This window comes from Arthrobacter sp. H-02-3, from assembly GCF_003097355.1.
Classification (GTDB): domain Bacteria; phylum Actinomycetota; class Actinomycetes; order Actinomycetales; family Micrococcaceae; genus Arthrobacter; species Arthrobacter humicola.
Map to the genome: position 1 here is coordinate 1 of NZ_PYUI01000012.1, position 16,629 is coordinate 16,629.

A 16,629-nucleotide genomic window follows, 5' to 3' on the forward strand; every position below is an offset into this window, starting at 1 on the left:
GTTTCCAGCGCACCGGCGACTCCTTCTGGGCCGCCGCGGACCAGATGACCCGCGGGTTCATCATCGGTGCCACCGCCGGCCGCACCACCCTGACCGGTGAAGGCCTGCAGCACGCCGACGGCCACTCGCCCATCCTGGCCTCGACCAACCCGGCCGTCCTGACCTACGACCCCGCCTTTGGGTACGAAATGGGGCACATCATCCGCGACGGCCTGGAGCGGATGTATGGCCACGCCGCCGCAGGGAGCAACGCCGACCGGAACCTGATGTACTACCTCACGGTCTACAACGAGCCGATCTCCCAGCCGGCCGAACCCGAGAACCTCGACGTCAACGGTGTGTTGAAGGGCATCTACCGGGTGTCGGCTTCGGAGGTGGCCGGGCCGAAGAGCCAGATCCTTGCCTCCGGCGTGTCCGTCCCCTGGGCTCTCGATGCCCAGCGGATCCTCGCCGAGGACTGGGGCGTCTCCGCCGATGTGTGGTCCGTGACGTCCTGGAACGAACTGCGCCGCGACGGGCTCGCCGCCGAGGAAGAGGCCTTCCTCAACCCCGGCCAGCCGGCCCGCGTCCCGTTCGTGGCCCAGCAGCTCGCGGACGCGACCGGTCCGATCGTGGCGGTCACCGACTACATGAAGGCCGTGCCGGACCAGATCCGGCAGTTACTCCCGCACCAGTTCGCCTCCCTCGGCGCGGACGGCTTCGGCTTCTCCGACACCCGCGCCGCGGCACGCCGCTACTTCAAGAACGACACCCACTCGATCGTGGTGAAGACCCTGCAGCTGCTCGCGGCGAGGGGCGACGTCGAGGACGGCGCGCCGTCGTACGCCATGGACCGCTACAAGCTCCTGGACGTCAACGCCGGGACCACCGGCGGAGCGGGCGGCGACTCCTGAGCGTTGCGTTAAAGGCGCGCGTTAGGGTGGGCAGATGAGCGACGACGGAGCCCTGAGCTCGACTACAGGCACGACGGCGGTGCTGCTTGCCGCCGGCGCCGGCACGCGGCTGGGGCTCGGCCCCAAGGCGCTGCTCCGGTTCCGCGGCCGCACGCTCGTCGAAGTGCTCGCTGACATGCTGCTGCAGGGCGGCTGCCGGGAAGTGGTGACGGTGCTCGGCGCGGACGCGGCAACGGTCCGCGCCGCCACCGACCTCAGCCGGCACAAGGTCATCGAAAACCCGGACTGGGAGTCCGGGATGGGCAGCTCCTTCCGGGCCGGGGTCGCCGCGGCGCCTCCGGAGGATCATGTGCTCATCGCGCTCGTAGACCAGCCCGGCCTGACCGCCGGGACCGTCGCCCGGCTGCTGGCGGCCCACCGGCCGGGCCGGGTGACGGCGGCCGCCTACCGCGGCCCGCAGGGCAAGCTACGGCGGGGACATCCGCTGCTCCTGGATGCCAGCCTTCGCGCTGCGGCCGCCGAAACGGCGACCGGCGACGCCGGGGCGCGCGTCTTCCTGCAGGCCCGCCCGGACCTGGTCGATCTGGTGGATTGCAGTGACCTCTCCGGCGGTGAGGACCTCGACACCCCGGACCAGCTGCACCTGCTGGATTAGGGTCCGGCGCGGCAACCGACGCGTTGGTCTTAGCCGGAGGTGCCTAGCAGCTCCTGCAGGCCGCGTTTGAATCCGGAGCGGCCGCCGTGGGCAGGATGCCTGATTTTCGGTGCGTCCAGGCCGCTGCGCTGCAGGCTGCGGTGCGCCACATTGCCCACCGCCACCACGGTTTCGATGGGAAACAGCTCTGTTAGCGCTTGCCAAAACGGGGTTCCGAGGGCTGCTTCGGCGGATGTCGGGGTGCGGTTGGACAGCGGCCGTCCCGGCATGTGGGTGTGCCACGGGCAGGCGCTCCATAACAGGGGAAGGAAGTCCAGCTCGTCCAGGACCTCCCACATCACCGTTGCGGTCGGCTCCGCTGCGACCCCGGCGGCGTCCGCCGGCAGCACGTAGCCCTTTCCCGGCCCGAAGAGCCCGAAGCCGTTGGCGGGCCCCTCCAACATGGTGCGGTTGGTGAAGGGCACGCCGGTGATCCGCATGCCCCGGAAACCGGGGGCTTCGCCCAGTAGCAACACCTGCGGGGAGCGGTTCAGCATCTCCTGCAGGTAGATACGCAGGTTCTGCCGGCGCTGCGCGTTCCCCGGGATGGCGTGATCGAAGAAGTTGTTGCACCAGGGCCCTGTTTCCACCGAAGCGAGCCGGTCCATGAAGGCATTGATGGAAGAAGCGGTCACTTGCCGGCCTGCTCCAGGACGGCGGCCACGAGTTGGGCAGCTGCAGGGTCGGCCTTGGCCAACCGTGCCTTCGTGAGGTTCTCCCGCACGATCCAGCGCACATCCTTGTCGTCGCTGGCCGCCCACTTTTCCAGGCGTTCGAAACCCTCCGCCGGTGCAGCCGCAATTGCAACGCTCCAGCAGTACCCAAGCCCCTGCCGCAGCACACGGAACTGCTCGTCACTCCGCGATTGATGATCCATGCCCCTGAATGACGCTGTGATCCGGTCCAGGGTATCCAGGGCCCGGACGGCGTCGTCGGGTGCGCGAAGCAGGCGGGGTTCGCAGATACCGGCCGCAAGGGCGCGTTGCACCAGCGGCGGACCATCTACCCAATCCTCAGCCAGGGTCCACAACGACGGCATATTCGCATCGCCGAGCCGCTGCAGGGCCATGGCAACGCCCTCTCGCACGCGCCAGCGCGAATCGGCCGCCAGCACCCTCAACGTCTCAGCGGCGTGCCGCTCGCCGTCGGCCAGCAGTCGGCCAAAGCCGACGGCGCCGCACGTCGCCAGGTATTCGTCCGGGCTCTCCGCGCACGTCCGGATCAGCGCAGGGTCAGCCACATCAGCGAACGCCTCCGCAAGTTCAATGTTCCCCCTGGGACCGGGAAGGCCGGATTCGGCGTTCAGGTACCCCACCCACTTCTCAGGCGGGAGCGATTCCAGGACCGCTCTGTAGTCCGATCGTTTGGGCACGGGTCAATTCCTCGCTGCCGAAGTGCGCCTGACCGTGGAGAATCCTGCGCCTTACCAGCGCGGGTGGATCGATTCGCGGAAGTAGCGGTCATAGATTTCCCGGACGCCGACGTCGAATGTGGCGTCAATGCCGCTGACGCCCGCCGCGGCGGCGTTGGAGCGCGCCTGGTCCACGTTCCGCGCCCCCGGAATCACCGTGCTGATGCCGTCCTGCGCCGCGATCCAGGCGATCGCGGCCTGGGCGGTGCTGACGCCGTCGGGCACCAGTTCCTCGAACTCGGCGACCGCTTTGAGGCCCTGCTCAAAGTCCACGCCCGAGAAGGTCTCCCCGACATCGAACGCGGAGCCGGTGCGGTTGTAGTTCCGGTGGTCGTTCTCCGCGAAGGACGTGTCCTTGGTGTACTTGCCGGACAGCAGCCCGGAAGCGAGGGGCACGCGGGCAATGACGCCCACACCGGCTGCCTGTGCGGCGGGAAGCACCTCGTCCAGCGGCTTGAGCCGGAAGGCGTTGAAGATAATCTGCACCGTTGACGTGCCTTCGTGGCGGATGGCTTCGAGGGCTTCGTCGGTCCGCTCCACACTGACGCCGTAGTTCCGGATGGCGCCGTCGGCCACGAGGGTGTCCAGCGCGTCGTAGACTTCGGCGTTACTGTACACAGCCGTGGGCGGGCAATGCAGCTGGACCAGATCCAGGCAGTCCATCCCCAGGTTCCGCCGGGAGCGGTCGGTCCATTGGCGGAAGTTGGCCAGGTTGTAGTTCTCCGGTGTCTGTTCAACCCGCCGGCCCATCTTGGTGGCCACCGTGATGTCCAGGCCGGGGTTGTCCGCCAGGAACGCGCCGATGGCCTGCTCGCTGCGTCCGTCGCCGTAGACGTCGGCGGTATCAAAGAAGGTGACGCCGGCCTCCGCCGCGGCGGCAAGGACAGATTGGGCCTGCGCGGGATTCACGTTGCCCCAGTCCGCGCCCAGCTGCCAGGTCCCCAGGCCAACGATGGAGACGTTCCGTCCGGTCTTGCCCAACATTCGCTGTTCCATCGTCCGACTATAAGCCGTCGGCGCCCTCAATGTGAGTGGCCGACGGCGTCGGGCGCCTCTAGCTCCGGCTCAGGGCATCGCCGCCGTGGCGGCCCCCGTCAGCGGCCATCCGATGACCGTCTTGGGCCGCGGGGCGGCATATGTCCGGACTTTTGACGTGCTCAGCCCCAACCGGACCAGCGATTCCGCGATGGTGACGGCAGCCGCCACCCCGTCCACCACGGGGACGCCGGCTCGCTTCCGGATCTCCTCGTCCAGGCCGGCCATGCCGCCGCACCCGAGGACAATGACTTCCGCCTTGTCCTCGCGGACCGCCAGGAGTGCCTGTTCGATGATGGCCTCCACTGCGCGCTCCGGTTCCTCCTCGAGTTCCAGGACGGCCATTCCGCTGGCCCGGACAGAAGCGCACCGGGCGTCGAGGCCGGCCAGCTTCAGCCGGTCCTCGATCAGGGGGACGGCACGGTCCAGGGTGGTAATCACGGAGTATTTGTGGCCAAGGAACATCGCGGTGCTCGCGGCCGCTTCGGTGATGTCCACTACCGGAACGTCGAGGAGCTCCTGGAGTCCTTCGCGGCCGTGCTCACCGTAGCCGGCCTGGATGACGGCGTCGAACGGCTCCGGATAGGACAGGACCCTGTCCATGACGGCGATCGCCGCGAGGTAACTCTCAAAGTTTCCCTCGCAGGAGTCGGCGCCGAAGCGGGGAGTGAGTCCCACGATTTCCGTGTCCGGCAGCGCGGCCTGGCGTGCCTGCGCGGCGATGGTGTCTGTCATGGACTGCGTGGTGTTGACGTTGGCGACAAGAATGCGCATGGTGCTTTCCGCTTTCGGACAGATGGGTCAGTGGTTGCTGGCGACGGCGATCGTTTCGCCGTCGACGTCGACGAGCCGCTGGGAGCGGTCCGAGATGGCGTAGTAGACCGCCGCAGCGATGCCGGCTGCGACGAACCACGCGAACGGGGCGGCGGCTTCGAGCGCCGGAACAAAGGCGACCAGGAGCGCAACGCAGGCGGCCGGCACCAAAGCAATGATCGCCCGGGGATTGAAGCCCTTCTTGTAGAAGTAGGCTCCCGCCGGGTCCTCGGTGTAGAGCTCCAGGACGTTGACCTTGCCGCGGCGCAGCAGCCAGTAATCGGCCATTACGACGCCGAACAGCGGGCCGAGCAGCGCTCCGAGTCCGCCCAGGAAGTACACGATCACGATCGGGTTGTTGTACAGGTTCCACGGCAGGATGATGAGGCCGATCGTGCCGCTGACCCAGGCCGCCTTGCGGAAGTTCAGGTGCTTCGGGAAGAGGTTGGTCAGCGCATAGACGGGAGCCACAAAGTTGGCCATCAGGTTCACGGCGATGGTCAGGATCAGCAGCGCAAGGCAGGCCAGGACCAGGAACATCGTGTTCGGGATGGTCTGGACGATGTCCGACGGGCTCTTGATGATCGTGCCGTTGATCTTGAACTGGCCGCCGGCCATGACCACCACGATCGCGCCGAAGAGAAGCATGTTGATGGGGATACCCCAGAAGTTGCCCCGCACCACCGCCTTCTTGGAGACGGCGGACCGGGTGAAGTCACAGAAGTTCAAGACGAACGTTCCGTAGATGGATACCCACAGCGCACCGCCGGCAAAGATGGTGCGCCACATTTCGGCGCCTTCGAGGGCGTGGTTCGAGGTCCAGGCGATGGAGCCGCCGGCTTGAACGAAGATCCAGATGGCCATGGCCGCCATGGTCACCAGGATGATGGGCCCGGCGAAGGCTTCATACTTGCGGATCATTTCCATGCCGAAGCTGACGATGACCAGTTGGACGATCCAGAGGAACACGAACGAGGCCCAGCCCAGCGTGGAGAGGCCGAGGATGGAGTTGGCGTCCAGCTCCCGCAGCGAGGGGACCATGGCCACGAGCATGACGCGGAGCACCACAGACGCCAGGTACGTCTGGATACCGAACCACGCCACGGCCACCGCCCCGCGCAGGAGGCTGGCGATCTGTGCTCCCCTGATGCCGAAGCTGATCCGGCTCATGACCGGGAACGGGACACCGGTCTTGACACCCATAAAACCGGAGAAGCTGAGAAGCCCAAACAAGAGGACGGCTCCGACGCCCAGGGCGAGAAGGATCTGCCAGCCGCCCAGTCCGAGGGCGAAGAGCCCGATGGCAAAGGCATAGTTTCCAAGGCTGTGGACGTCGTTGGCCCAGAGCGTGAAAATGCTGTAGCTGGTCCAGCGGCGACCTTCCCGCTTCGTCGGGGCAAGGTCGATGTTGTAAAGGGAAGGGCTGATCGTTCGGCCGGAGGCGGCGCTGGCTGCTTCGCAAAGCGCGTCGACACCCATGGAAGGGTGGGCAGCTTTGCTCAAGCCAACTGCGGTCTCGGGAGCCGGGTCGACGCCGGTCAACGGGGTCGTCTGCATCGTGATCTCACTTCTTGAAGATGTCTTCCATGCATTCCGCGCTGGGAGATGTGCCGGAAACTACCGGCAGGAGCGTCATTGCATTCATTCCACAATGCGGAAGATGGGTATCGAGTAGTGAAATAACGGTATGACCTGGATCACGTGTCAGTCAAGGGCTGCCGGATCGCGGCCAGTCATAAACGGTTGCTACGGCCCCACGTTGGGTCTAGCGGGAGGGGACCAGCCCGGCTTCCTTCAGTCCCAGGTAGATCTTGTCGCGGGAGACTGGCAGCTCCGCGAACCTCACGCCGGTGGCATTCCGGATGGCGTTCGCGAGCGCCGGCGCCACCGGGTTGAAGGGGCTCTCGCTCATGGACTTGGCGCCGAGCGGGCCCAGTTTGTCGCTGGTGTCGGCGAAGTACACCTCGCTGCGCGGTACGTCCGCGAAGGAGGGGATGTGGTACTGCCGGAGGATGTCCGTGGTGACCCGGCCGGCGTCGTCCACCCTGACTTCCTCGTACAGCGCGGCGCCCAGGGCCTGCGCGATGCCGCCTTCGATCTGGCCGCGGCACTGGCGCGGGTTGACCACCACGCCGGCGTCGGCCGCCTGGACGCTTTGCAGGATCCGCAGCTCACCGGTCCCGGTGTTCACGGCCACCCGGAAACCCTGGACGTTGAACGCCACGGAGCGCGGCGTTCCGCCCCAGTGGCCCTCGGCGGCGAGTTCGACGCCGGCCTGCTTAGCGGCGTCGTAAATTTCCGTCAGCGGCACACAGGTTCCCTCGCAGACCACGGCGTCCGTCTCCAGCACGCACCCGGCGGCGGGGATCTGCCGGAGTCCGGCGGCGAAGGCGCGGATGCGGACGGCGAGGTCCTCGGCGGCGGCGAGGGTGGCCTTCCCGGCAACCACGGTGCCTGCCGAGCCGAACGCACCGGAGTCGTGGTCGACGAGGTCAGTGTCGGACTGCCGCACGGCGACGCGGGCGGCGGTGGTGGACAGGGCGGTGGCGGCGAGCTGGGCGTGGACGGTGGTGGTGCCGTTGCCGAATTCGGCCGTCCCGACGGCGGCGGCATATGTCCCGTCGGGCAGGAGCCGGAGCCTGGAGTGCGCGAAGTGGCCCCGCGGCGGAACGGTGTCGATCATGGACAGGGCGGAGCCCTCCCCCACGACCCAGTCCGGGCCGAGGTCCTCGAGTCCGGCGGCCCGGTAACGTTCCCGTCCGCGGTCCAGAGCATCCTGCACCAGCCGGGTGCACTGGTCCAGGCCGTAGCTGCCGTACCGGACGTCCGCCTGGGGCTCGTCGCGCGTGGACAGCATGTCGTCGCCCTCGCGGACCATATTGCGGCGGCGGAATTCCATAGGGTCCATGCCGATCCCGGCCGCGAGTTCGTCCATGCCGGATTCGATCGCGAAGATCATCTGGCTCAGCCCGTAGCCGCGGAACGCGCCGGACGGCACCGTGTTGGTATACACGGCGTGGGCATCCACTTTTTTGTTGGCGCAGTTGTACACCCCCAGCGACTCGCCGCAACCGTGGAACATGACGCCGGGCGCGTGGTTGCCGTAGGCGCCCGTATTGGTGAGCACCTCCAGTTGGAGGGCCGTCAGCCGGCCGTCGCGGCTGGCGCCGGCCTTCAGGTGGATGGTGAAGGGATGCCGGGTTGTGGCGGCCGTGAACTGTTCGGTCCGGGTGAATTCAAGCTGCACGGGGCGGTTGAGCTTCAGGGCAGCGAGCGCCACGACGTCCTCGGTGAGCACCTCCTGCTTGCCGCCGAAGCCGCCGCCCACCCGTCCGGCCACCACCCGGATCCGGTCTTGCGGCAAGCCAAAGACGCGGCCCAGGGTCCGCCGCACCAGGAACGGGACCTGGCTGGACGTGCGGATCTGCAGCCGTCCGTCACTGTCGAAGGAGGCGATGGCGGCGTGGGTTTCGAGCGCCGTGTGCGCCACCCGCTGGGTCCGGTACGTGTGCTCGTGGATGAAGTCCGCCGCGGCGAAGGACGCGGCGACGTCGCCCAGCTCGGAATGCAGTTCCGCCACGACGTTCCGGTCCGGCCGGCTGATGCGGGCTGTGAGAGCGTCCTTGTCGCCGTGGATGGCGGGAGCCCCGGGGAGCATGGCGTTCTCCGGGGTGAAGACAGCGTCCAGCAGTTCGTAGTCCACCCTCAGGGCACGCACCCCGGCCTCCGCGGCCTCCACGGTGCCGGCAACGACGGCGGCGACCCGCTGGCCGATGAACCGCACGACGTCGTCGAACACGCGGGTATCGTCCGGGTCATCGGTGAAGTGCTCGTGCTGCGCGGTGGAAAACAGCTGCGCCGGGGAGTCTTCGTGCGTGAAGACTGCCTCCACGCCGGGGATCGCCAGCGCGGCCGCCGTGTCGATGGAGCGGATACGGGCGTGGGGATGCGGGGAGCGCAGCAGCTTCACGTGCAGCAGTCCGGGCAGTTCTTCGGCCCGGACGTCCAGGGTGAAGCGGGCCAGTCCCGTGACGATGGCGAGGCCGGCGGGTGCGGGCACGTCGTCGCCCAGTTGGCCGGGTGGATGCTCGGGCTGCCCGGGACCGGCGGTCCCGGGACCGCCGCCGGAGGAGTCCGGCCCCGCGAGGTCGGCACGGCTTTCCGGCCCGCAGACGGCATCCCCGATGGCGCGATAGCCGGTGCAGCGGCACAGGTTGCCCTTGAGGTTCCGCGGCAGGTTCGCCTTCTGCTCCTCATCGAACGTGGCCGCTGTCATCACCATGCCCGCGGTGCAGAAACCGCACTGGAAACCCTGCCGGTCCAGGAACTGCTCCTGCATCGGGTGGAGTGCGGCGGCGTCAGGTCCAACAGCGGCGTCGGGTCCAACAGCGGTGTCGGGTCCGCCGGCGGCACACGTGGCAGCCAAACCTTCGATCGTGGTGACGGCGCGGCCCTCTGCCCGGACGGCCGGGTAGATGCAGCTGTGCACCGGGGTTCCGTCCACGTGGACCGTGCAGGCCCCGCAGTCGCCGCCGTCGCAGCCCTTCTTGACGCCGAGGGCACCTTGTTCCCGCAGGAACGTCCGGAGGCACTGGCCCGGCCGCGGGCTGTCCGCTGCCGCAGTCCCGTTGACAACGATGCGGCTGCTGTCGGTGCGGCTTGTGTTGTTGGCCATGATCAGCGCCCTTCCTGCTGTGGCTGTTCCGGTGTTGGCCTGGTGGGGCCGGGAGTGCGCCTTGGCGGCCAGAAGTCGCCGGAGACTCGGGCCGGGGCAACTCCTTCGGGCGCAGCCAGCTCCGCCCGAATTTCCTCTGCAAGCCGGTACGTCATGTCCTTCCGCCAGGCCGGCAGCCCGTGGATGTCATCGTGATAGAGCGCGTCCGGGAGCGCAGCATCGAGGGCGGCGGCCAGGGCCGCCGCGGATGGGCCTGCTCCCCGGCCCGCCGTAATGCGCAGCTGCACGGGCCGTTTGGTGGCCGCCGTGACAGTGAGGACCAGTGCGCCGTCGGCGTCGAGCCTTCCGATCAGGAGCACTCCGGACCTGCCCAGGTTGCTCAGCGACAACCGGCGGAAGGCCACCCGTGAGGACAGGGCCGACGCCGGGAGGCTCACGCCGCGCAGGAGCTCGCCGGGAGCAAGGCAATTCCTCCCGTCACCGGTGACGAAGTCGAGCACGGAAACCGTGCGGCTGGCACCGCCGGCGCCCAGGATGGTGGCCGTGCCGTCCAGCGCCGTGCAAAGCGAGATCATGGGCCCGGCCGGCAGGGCGGTGCAGAGGTTGCCGCCCACTGTGGACATGTTCCAGATCTTGAAGGAGGCCACAAAGGAGTCGCAGCAGGGACGAATCAGGTCCAGGGCCGGCCAGGCGGCTGCGCCGGCGACCACTTCACCCCGGTTCCTCCCGGCAACACGGGCCAACGCGTCCGATTCCGGGAGTGCGTACAGTTGTGCAACCGTGCACGTGGCCGCGATCTCGATGCCCGAGTCGGTCACCGTGAGGGCGGGCCAGTTGGTGGCGCTGAGGTCCAGCAGCCGCCGGAGCGGCTCCTTGCCGAAGGCGAAGCTGCCGTAAGAGAACAGGACGGTGCCGCCGGCTAGCCAGGCGTCCCCGTCGCGCCATTCGCCGGGATCCCCGGTGCGGACCACCGCTTCGATGGTGTTCATATCCATGGTGTCTCCTGGTGCTGCCGGGGTGAGCGGGTCAGGGTTGCGGCTTCCGGGGCCGCGGGGCTGCCGCCCAGGTGGTGGATCGGACCCTCACCGTCCTTCAGGGACATGCACTGGGCCGAGGGACTGTTTGGCCGGGACATTCCGGCCGAAGCTGTGCCGCCGCGGTCCGGGCCGTGTCCGCGGCGCGCCAGGACCTCCGCCATGATGGAGACCGCCACCTCGGCCGGGGTGACGGCTCCGAGGTCGAGGCCGATCGGCGAATGCAGCCGGGACAGCTCCCCGGCGGGCACCCCGGCGGCGAGGAGGGATTCGGCCCGCTGGTGGTGGCTGCGCCGCGATCCCATCGCACCTATATAGGCCACCTCGAGTCCCAGAGCGGTTTCAAGCAGCGGAATGTCGAACTTGGGGTCGTGTGTGAGGATGCAGACCACGGTTCGGGCGTCGATCCTTCGCGCCGCGGCTTCCTGCGCGAGGTAGCGGTGGGGCCACGCGGTGACCACCTGGTCGGCGCCGGCGAACCTGTCCTGGGCCGCGAAAGCCGGGCGGGCATCACAGAGCGTCACGTCGTATCCGAGGAGCTTGGCGGCCGGCAGCAGCGCCGCGCCGAAGTCGTTGGCGCCGAAGATCAAGAGGCGCGCTGCGGGAAGCCGGCTTTCGACCAGCAGGCTCACGGGCTCCGCCAGGCATTCCCCCGCGCGCGCGAGCCGGACCAGCCCGGTGCGGCCGCCCCGCAGCAGCGGTTCCAGCTGGGCCGCCGCCGCCAGCAGCATATGCCCGGCATCGGCAGTTCCGCCCGCGCCGTCAGCTACACGCACCCCCAGCAGCGCGGCGAGTTCCGCCGACTGCGTCACCTGGAATGCCGCCGGGTCTGAAACCACGACGGCGCCGCCCCCGCCGGCGTCCACCCTGCGGATCAGTGCCGCCCCGCTGGCCGGGTTCCGGCGGGCAAGGCCGTGCAGGCTGTCCAGCCTGAGCCGGCCGGGACCCGGGCCCAGGGGTTCGATGTGGATTTCCAGCGTGCCGCCGCACGTCAGTCCGGCGGCAAACGCATCCTCGGCGCTGTAGCCGAAGAACTCGCGGCGCGGGCCGCCGTCGCGCAGTGCTTCCAGGGCCGCCTCCACAACGGCGCCTTCAACACAGCCGCCGGAAAGGCTGCCCAGGACCTCGCCGGTCTCGGCGACCAGCATGGACGTGCCCACGGGTCTCGGCGCCGACCCCGCAGTACCCACCACAGTGGCCACCGCGCAGCGCTGCCCGGTAGCAGCCGGCCGCCACGCGCCTAGCAGCGGGAGCAGATCCAACATGGCCGCACGCCCCGGGCCTAGTAGTCGATCCTGGACTCGAGCGAGTTCCAGGTGGTGAACGGAGCCAGGATGGCGGGGGCCTGCGGGTCGGTGAGTTCCAGCCTGCCCACCGGCATGAGCGCGTCACGTTGATCATTTTCGAAGTATTCGTAGAAGACTGCGTCATCGAACCCTGCGGAGGCGGCATCGTGCCGGTCCGCGGCGAACACCACGCGCTGCACCCGCGCCCACAGCGCGGAGGCCAGGCACATGGGGCACGGCTCGCAGCTGGAGTAGAGCGTGGCCCCGCTGAGGTCGAAGGTGGCCAGTTCGCTGCACGCCCGCCGGATGGCTGTGACTTCGGCGTGCGCAGTGGGATCGTTGGTGGCGGTGACGCGGTTGACGCCGTCGAACGCCTGCCCGTCCGCGGTGACAACCACCGCACCGAACGGGCCTCCGCCGGTCAGGACGTTGGCCGTGGCCAACTCGATGGACCGGGCCAGGAACTTCTGGGCCGTGACGGTTGTAGTCATGCTGCGACTCCCTTGCTGCGGAAGCCGGTACACCGTTACGGGACGCAGGGGCCGGATGCGACGGTGACCAGTCTTCAGCATGTGCCTTGAAGGTTGCGCCTGGTAGATAGCGTCCCGGGTTCGGGCTGCCCGCCGTTGGCAAGATCGAGAGTAGCACCGCGACTCCCGCGCGGCGCCCCACACCCTGTGGAAGCCCAGTTTCGTTATGTGAAATCTCTATTTCCGGATCTTCACGCCGGCGGACTACCGCCCGAAGATCGGGAGCGCGCGGAGCCAGCGGGAGAAGCCGCGGTCCTTGCGGTCGCAGTCGGCCGGAATGTAGAAGTCCGGGTCTGTACCGCCGAAAGGCAGGTACAACTCCTGGCCCGGCGCCGGAAAGTCAGTGACGGTGTCCTTCTCCTGCGAGTCCATGGACTCCTCCTCAGTCATGTGTGGCCGTTTCTTCGCCGAGGGCCGAACCACGTCACCGTGATTCCGCTTTGCGAAAAAAATTTATTGCTATGTGGAAGAGAATAGGGGTCGACGCCGGTGGCGGTCAAGGTTCCCGGCTGGCGCAGTCACAAACCGAATTTTCGAAAAGTGATGTACACCACGCCCGGGCCGGGCTACGCTGGAAAGCAATTCGTGGCGCAGGTCACGTAACCTGGGAGCAGCAGGCAGGGTCGTAATGAGCTGACATCAACTGATGTCGGCTCATTTTTTGTGGGCCGACGGAACAAGAAACGCGCGGGAAACAAGCGCTTAATTTCTATGTGGAACTTTGGTGCCACATACCTGACGTTGGGAATCAGACCATGAGCAACAAGATCGTCCTCGGCCACAACCAGTACGGCAAGGCGGAAGTCCGGGTCGTCAAGATCACCCGGGACACCGACCGCCACGAGATCGAAGACCTGAACGTCACCTCGCAGCTGCGCGGGGACCTGGCGGCGGCCCACCTCGAAGGTGACAACAGCCACGTGGTGGCCACGGACACCCAAAAGAACACCATCTACGCCTTCGCCCGGGACGGCATCGGCTCCCCCGAGGCCTTCCTGCTGCGGCTGGGCAAGCACTTCACCTCAAGCTTCGACTGGATCAGCGGCGGCCGCTGGGCGGCCGAGTCCTACAAATGGGACCGGATCCAGGCCCACGGAGCCGAGCACGACCACTCCTTCGTCCGCAGCGGCCAGGAAGTCCGCACGGCCGTCCTGGTCCGCGACGGCGGCACCGAGCACCTCATCGCCGGGCTAAAGGACCTCACCGTGCTGAAGTCGACCCAGTCCGGCTTCAGCGGCTTCCCGAGGGACAAATACACCACCCTCCAGGAAACCTCGGACCGCATCCTCGCCACGGATGTCTCCGCCCGCTGGCGCTTCAAGACCGGCACCGACTTCGGCGCCATCGACTTCAACAAGAGCTACGACGACGTCAAGAGCCTGCTGCTGGAGGGTTTCAGCGAGAACTACTCCCACGCCCTGCAGCAGACCCTCTTCGACATGGGCGCCAAGGTCCTGGAGGCGCACGCCGAAATCGACGAGATCAAGTTCTCCATGCCCAACAAGCACCACTTCCTCGTCGACCTCTCGCCGTTCGGCCTCGACAACCCCAACGAGGTCTTCTTTGCCGCCGACCGCCCCTACGGCCTGATTGAGGCCACCGTCCAGCGTGAAGACGCCAGCCCTGCAGAAATCGCGTGGAGCGGCATCGCCGGCTTCTGCTAGAACTCCCCACGCCGCAGGCCCTAACTGCCGGTGCCGCAGGCCCTAGCTGCTGGCGCCGCCGGCCCGAACCGCCGGCGGCGCCGGCAACCGCTGTACCAGCAACCTAGTACCCGTTAGCCAGACATTGTTAGCCGGACGACGACGTCCGCCATGAACCAGAAAGTCTGCCATGAACGCACGAAAGAAATTGACCGCCCGGCCGCCGCATCCGCGGACCGGCGGCACGCCCCGCCCCGAAGACGAGCGGCTCTCCCTCGGAAGCAGCTTCGCCTATGGATTCCAGCACGTCCTGACCATGTACGGCGGCATCATCGCCGTCCCCCTGATCGTCGGCCAGGCCGCCGGGCTGGCTCCCGCAGACATCGGGATCCTGATCGCCGCGGCCCTCTTCATGGGCGGCCTGGCAACCCTCCTCCAGACCCTGGGCCTGCCGTTCTTCGGCTCCCAGCTCCCCCTGGTCCAGGGTGTCTCCTTCGCCAGCGTGGCCACCATGGTCGCCATCGTCTCGGGGGGAGGCGGCATCCCGGCCGTCTTCGGTGCCGTTATTGCCTCCGCGGCCATCGGGCTCCTGATCGCCCCGGTGTTCTCCAAGATCGTCCGGTTCTTCCCGCCGGTGGTCACCGGAACCGTCATCACCACCATCGGCCTCACGCTGATGCCCGTGGCGGCCAACTGGGCCATGGGCGGGAACAAGAAGGCCGCGGACTACGGAAGCGTGGCCAACATCGGGCTGGCGGCTATCACCTTGGCCCTCGTCCTGCTGCTGAGCAAGGTCGGCAGCGCCACCATTTCCCGCCTGTCCATCCTGCTGGCCATGGTGATCGGAACGGGGGTCGCGGTCGTGACCGGGATGGCGGACTTCTCGAAGGTCGGTGACGGCCCGATCGTCGCCTTCCCCACACCATTCCACCTCGGCGTGCCCACCTTCGAGGTCGCCGCCATCATCTCCATGGTGATCGTGGTTCTGGTCATCCTGACCGAGACCATGGCCGACATCCTGGCCGTCGGCGAAATCGTGGGCACCCGGGTTGACTCGAAGCGGATCGCCGCGGGCCTGCGGGCCGACATGGTGTCCAGCCTCGTGGCGCCGGTCTTCGGCTCCTTCACCCAGAGCGCCTTCGCCCAGAACGTCGGTCTGGTGGCCGTCACCAAGATCAAGAGCCGCTATGTGGTCGCAGCCGGCGGCGTCATCCTCGTCCTGCTGGGCCTGCTGCCGGTGCTCGGCCGCGTGGTCGCGGCGGTTCCGACGGCGGTCCTCGGCGGTGCCGGCATCGTTCTCTTTGGCACGGTGGCCGCCAGCGGTATCCGCACCTTGGCCAAGGTGGAGTACCGGAACAACATGAACCTGATCATCGTCGCAACCTCGATCGGCTTCGGCATGATCCCGATCGCCGCACCGACCTTCTACGACAAGTTCCCCAGCTGGTTCGGAACGATCTTCCACTCCGGCATCAGCTCCGCGGCCGTCATGGCCATCCTGCTGAACCTCCTCTTCAACCACCTGAAGACGGGCAACTCGGAGAACCAGTCAGTCTTCGTGGCCGGAACGGGCCGGGCGATCCGCGAGGAAGACCTCAAGTGCCTGGCCGAAGGCGACCGCTATGAGAACGGCAAACTCATCGACTGCGACGGCAAGGAAGTCCCGGTGCAACCGTCCACGGTCGCCGCGGACGGGCACTAGGAGCGCCGCATCGCCGGGATCGCAGATGCTGGTGGGGCCCACAGCCGTGGGCCCCACCAGTCGTGCATCAAGAGCCTGCCCCGTCCGGCCGGGCGCCCCGGCGGATCAGCCCTGCTTGAGCTCGTCCGAGATCGCGCGGGCGGCCTCCCGCAGCAGAGGCACGGCCTTGTCCGCGAACGCCTGGTCCACCCGGGACACGGGCCCGGACACGGAGATGGCGGCCGGCGTCGGGGCATCGGGGATGGCCATCGCGAAGCACCGCACCCCGACCTCCTGCTCTTCCTCGTCAATGGAGTAGCCGCGCTGGCGGATGAGCTTCAGGTCTTCCAGGAGCGTATCGACGTCGCCAATGCTCTTGGGGGTGGGGGTCGGCATCCCCTGGCGTCCAACGATGCCGCGGACAGTGTCATCGTCCAGCTGGGCCAGGATCGCCTTGCCCATGCCGGTGGCGTGCATGTAGCCGCGCTTGCCCACCTCGGTGAACATGCGCATCGAGTGCAGCGACGGCACCTGGGCGACGTAGATGACCATGTCGGAGTCCAGGACACCCATATTCGCCGTTTCACCCAGCCGGTCCACAAGCGACTTGAGCTGGGGCCTGGCCAGCGAGCCGAGTTGCTTGTTGGCCGCCTCACCCAGGCGGATCAGGCGCGGCCCCAGCGCGTAGCGGCGGTTCGGCAGCTGCCGGATGTACCCCAGGGCAACAAGGGTGCGCAGGAGCCGGTGAATGGTGGGAAGGGGCAGATCGGTGGAATTAGACAGCTCGCTGAGGGTGACCTCGCCGCCCGCATCGGTAATCAGTTCCAGAAGTTCGAAGACGCGCTCAACGGACTGCACGCCTCCCGAGGGCTTATCAGCCATAAAGATTCTCTCCTGCGCGTCGGCGTCGACATTTCTTATCCACATCGTGAAA

General features: G+C 67.6%; 15 protein-coding genes. 4 read left to right on the top strand and 11 right to left on the bottom strand.

Translation table 11 applies throughout. The features are described from left to right. On the top strand, positions 1 to 893 hold an 893-nt coding region (locus tag C9424_RS12640), incomplete at its 5' end, for a transketolase-like TK C-terminal-containing protein (RefSeq protein ID WP_442862033.1). Positions 894 to 927: 34 nt separating this feature from the next. Further along, positions 928 to 1,548 carry a nicotine blue oxidoreductase gene (gene nboR, locus C9424_RS12645; protein WP_116767178.1) on the top strand — a complete coding sequence of 207 codons (621 nt, stop codon included), beginning with the start codon at positions 928 to 930 and terminating at the stop codon, positions 1,546 to 1,548. A 29-nt stretch (positions 1,549 to 1,577) separates the two neighbouring features. Here nboR and C9424_RS12650 read toward each other — a convergent pair whose 3' ends face one another. The 10 genes from C9424_RS12650 to C9424_RS21675 form a co-directional block, all read right to left on the bottom strand. Further along, the gene (locus C9424_RS12650) at positions 1,578 to 2,222 is read right to left on the bottom strand and encodes a uracil-DNA glycosylase (protein WP_116767179.1); all 645 of its coding nucleotides are present in this window, start codon (positions 2,220 to 2,222) and stop codon (positions 1,578 to 1,580) included. Then, positions 2,219 to 2,959 (bottom strand): HEAT repeat domain-containing protein, encoded by a 741-nt coding sequence (locus C9424_RS12655; RefSeq protein WP_116767180.1) that lies wholly within the window; start codon positions 2,957 to 2,959, stop codon positions 2,219 to 2,221. The genes C9424_RS12650 and C9424_RS12655 overlap by 4 nt, the downstream gene beginning before the upstream one ends. A gap of 51 nt (positions 2,960 to 3,010) precedes the next feature. Next, entirely contained in the window at positions 3,011 to 3,994 is a 984-nt protein-coding gene (locus C9424_RS12660) for an aldo/keto reductase (protein WP_116767181.1), read from the bottom strand. A gap of 69 nt (positions 3,995 to 4,063) precedes the next feature. Beyond that, positions 4,064 to 4,807: an aspartate/glutamate racemase family protein gene (locus tag C9424_RS12665; protein ID WP_116767182.1), complete on the bottom strand. Its 744-nt coding sequence runs from the start codon at positions 4,805 to 4,807 to the stop codon at positions 4,064 to 4,066. A gap of 27 nt (positions 4,808 to 4,834) precedes the next feature. Next, the gene (locus tag C9424_RS12670) at positions 4,835 to 6,403 is read right to left on the bottom strand and encodes an NCS1 family nucleobase:cation symporter-1 (RefSeq protein WP_116767183.1); all 1,569 of its coding nucleotides are present in this window, start codon (positions 6,401 to 6,403) and stop codon (positions 4,835 to 4,837) included. 208 nt (positions 6,404 to 6,611) lie between these two features. Next, entirely contained in the window at positions 6,612 to 9,521 is a 2,910-nt protein-coding gene (locus tag C9424_RS12675; protein ID WP_116767184.1) for a molybdopterin-dependent oxidoreductase, read from the bottom strand. Between the two features lie 2 nt (positions 9,522 to 9,523). Further along, a complete protein-coding gene (locus C9424_RS12680) occupies positions 9,524 to 10,516 on the bottom strand; it encodes an FAD binding domain-containing protein (RefSeq protein ID WP_116767185.1) in 993 nt (330 codons plus the stop codon). After that, on the bottom strand, positions 10,507 to 11,820 hold the full coding sequence (locus tag C9424_RS12685; RefSeq protein WP_116767186.1) for an XdhC family protein: 1,314 nt from the start codon (positions 11,818 to 11,820) through the stop codon (positions 10,507 to 10,509). The genes C9424_RS12680 and C9424_RS12685 overlap by 10 nt, the downstream gene beginning before the upstream one ends. A 17-nt stretch (positions 11,821 to 11,837) precedes the next feature. Continuing rightward, entirely contained in the window at positions 11,838 to 12,332 is a 495-nt protein-coding gene (locus tag C9424_RS12690; protein WP_116767187.1) for a nucleoside deaminase, read from the bottom strand. 243 nt (positions 12,333 to 12,575) lie between these two features. Beyond that, the gene (locus tag C9424_RS21675) at positions 12,576 to 12,761 is read right to left on the bottom strand and encodes a hypothetical protein (protein ID WP_116767188.1); all 186 of its coding nucleotides are present in this window, start codon (positions 12,759 to 12,761) and stop codon (positions 12,576 to 12,578) included. A 365-nt stretch (positions 12,762 to 13,126) separates the two neighbouring features. Between C9424_RS21675 and pucL the strand changes: the two genes are divergently transcribed. After that, on the top strand, positions 13,127 to 14,035 hold the full coding sequence (gene pucL / locus C9424_RS12700; RefSeq protein WP_116767189.1) for a factor-independent urate hydroxylase: 909 nt from the start codon (positions 13,127 to 13,129) through the stop codon (positions 14,033 to 14,035). A 169-nt stretch (positions 14,036 to 14,204) separates the two neighbouring features. Continuing rightward, complete coding sequence (locus tag C9424_RS12705) at positions 14,205 to 15,716, top strand: nucleobase:cation symporter-2 family protein (RefSeq protein WP_116767190.1); 1,512 nt, start codon at positions 14,205 to 14,207, stop codon at positions 15,714 to 15,716. A 105-nt stretch (positions 15,717 to 15,821) separates the two neighbouring features. Here the strand turns inward: C9424_RS12705 and C9424_RS12710 are convergent, their stop codons facing one another. Next, complete coding sequence (locus tag C9424_RS12710; protein ID WP_116767191.1) at positions 15,822 to 16,577, bottom strand: IclR family transcriptional regulator; 756 nt, start codon at positions 16,575 to 16,577, stop codon at positions 15,822 to 15,824. Between the last annotated feature and the right edge of the window lie 52 nt (positions 16,578 to 16,629).

Coding starts and splice junctions, on each gene's coding strand:
- nboR (WP_116767178.1), top strand. CDS start 928: ATGAGCGACGACGGAGCCCTGAGCTCGACTACAGGCACGACGGCGGTG.
- C9424_RS12660 (WP_116767181.1), bottom strand. CDS start 3,994: ATGGAACAGCGAATGTTGGGCAAGACCGGACGGAACGTCTCCATCGTT.
- C9424_RS12665 (WP_116767182.1), bottom strand. CDS start 4,807: ATGCGCATTCTTGTCGCCAACGTCAACACCACGCAGTCCATGACAGAC.
- C9424_RS12670 (WP_116767183.1), bottom strand. CDS start 6,403: ATGCAGACGACCCCGTTGACCGGCGTCGACCCGGCTCCCGAGACCGCA.
- C9424_RS12675 (WP_116767184.1), bottom strand. CDS start 9,521: ATGGCCAACAACACAAGCCGCACCGACAGCAGCCGCATCGTTGTCAAC.
- C9424_RS12680 (WP_116767185.1), bottom strand. CDS start 10,516: ATGGATATGAACACCATCGAAGCGGTGGTCCGCACCGGGGATCCCGGC.
- C9424_RS12685 (WP_116767186.1), bottom strand. CDS start 11,820: ATGTTGGATCTGCTCCCGCTGCTAGGCGCGTGGCGGCCGGCTGCTACC.
- C9424_RS12690 (WP_116767187.1), bottom strand. CDS start 12,332: ATGACTACAACCGTCACGGCCCAGAAGTTCCTGGCCCGGTCCATCGAG.
- C9424_RS21675 (WP_116767188.1), bottom strand. CDS start 12,761: ATGACTGAGGAGGAGTCCATGGACTCGCAGGAGAAGGACACCGTCACT.
- pucL (WP_116767189.1), top strand. CDS start 13,127: ATGAGCAACAAGATCGTCCTCGGCCACAACCAGTACGGCAAGGCGGAA.
- C9424_RS12705 (WP_116767190.1), top strand. CDS start 14,205: ATGAACGCACGAAAGAAATTGACCGCCCGGCCGCCGCATCCGCGGACC.
- C9424_RS12710 (WP_116767191.1), bottom strand. CDS start 16,577: ATGGCTGATAAGCCCTCGGGAGGCGTGCAGTCCGTTGAGCGCGTCTTC.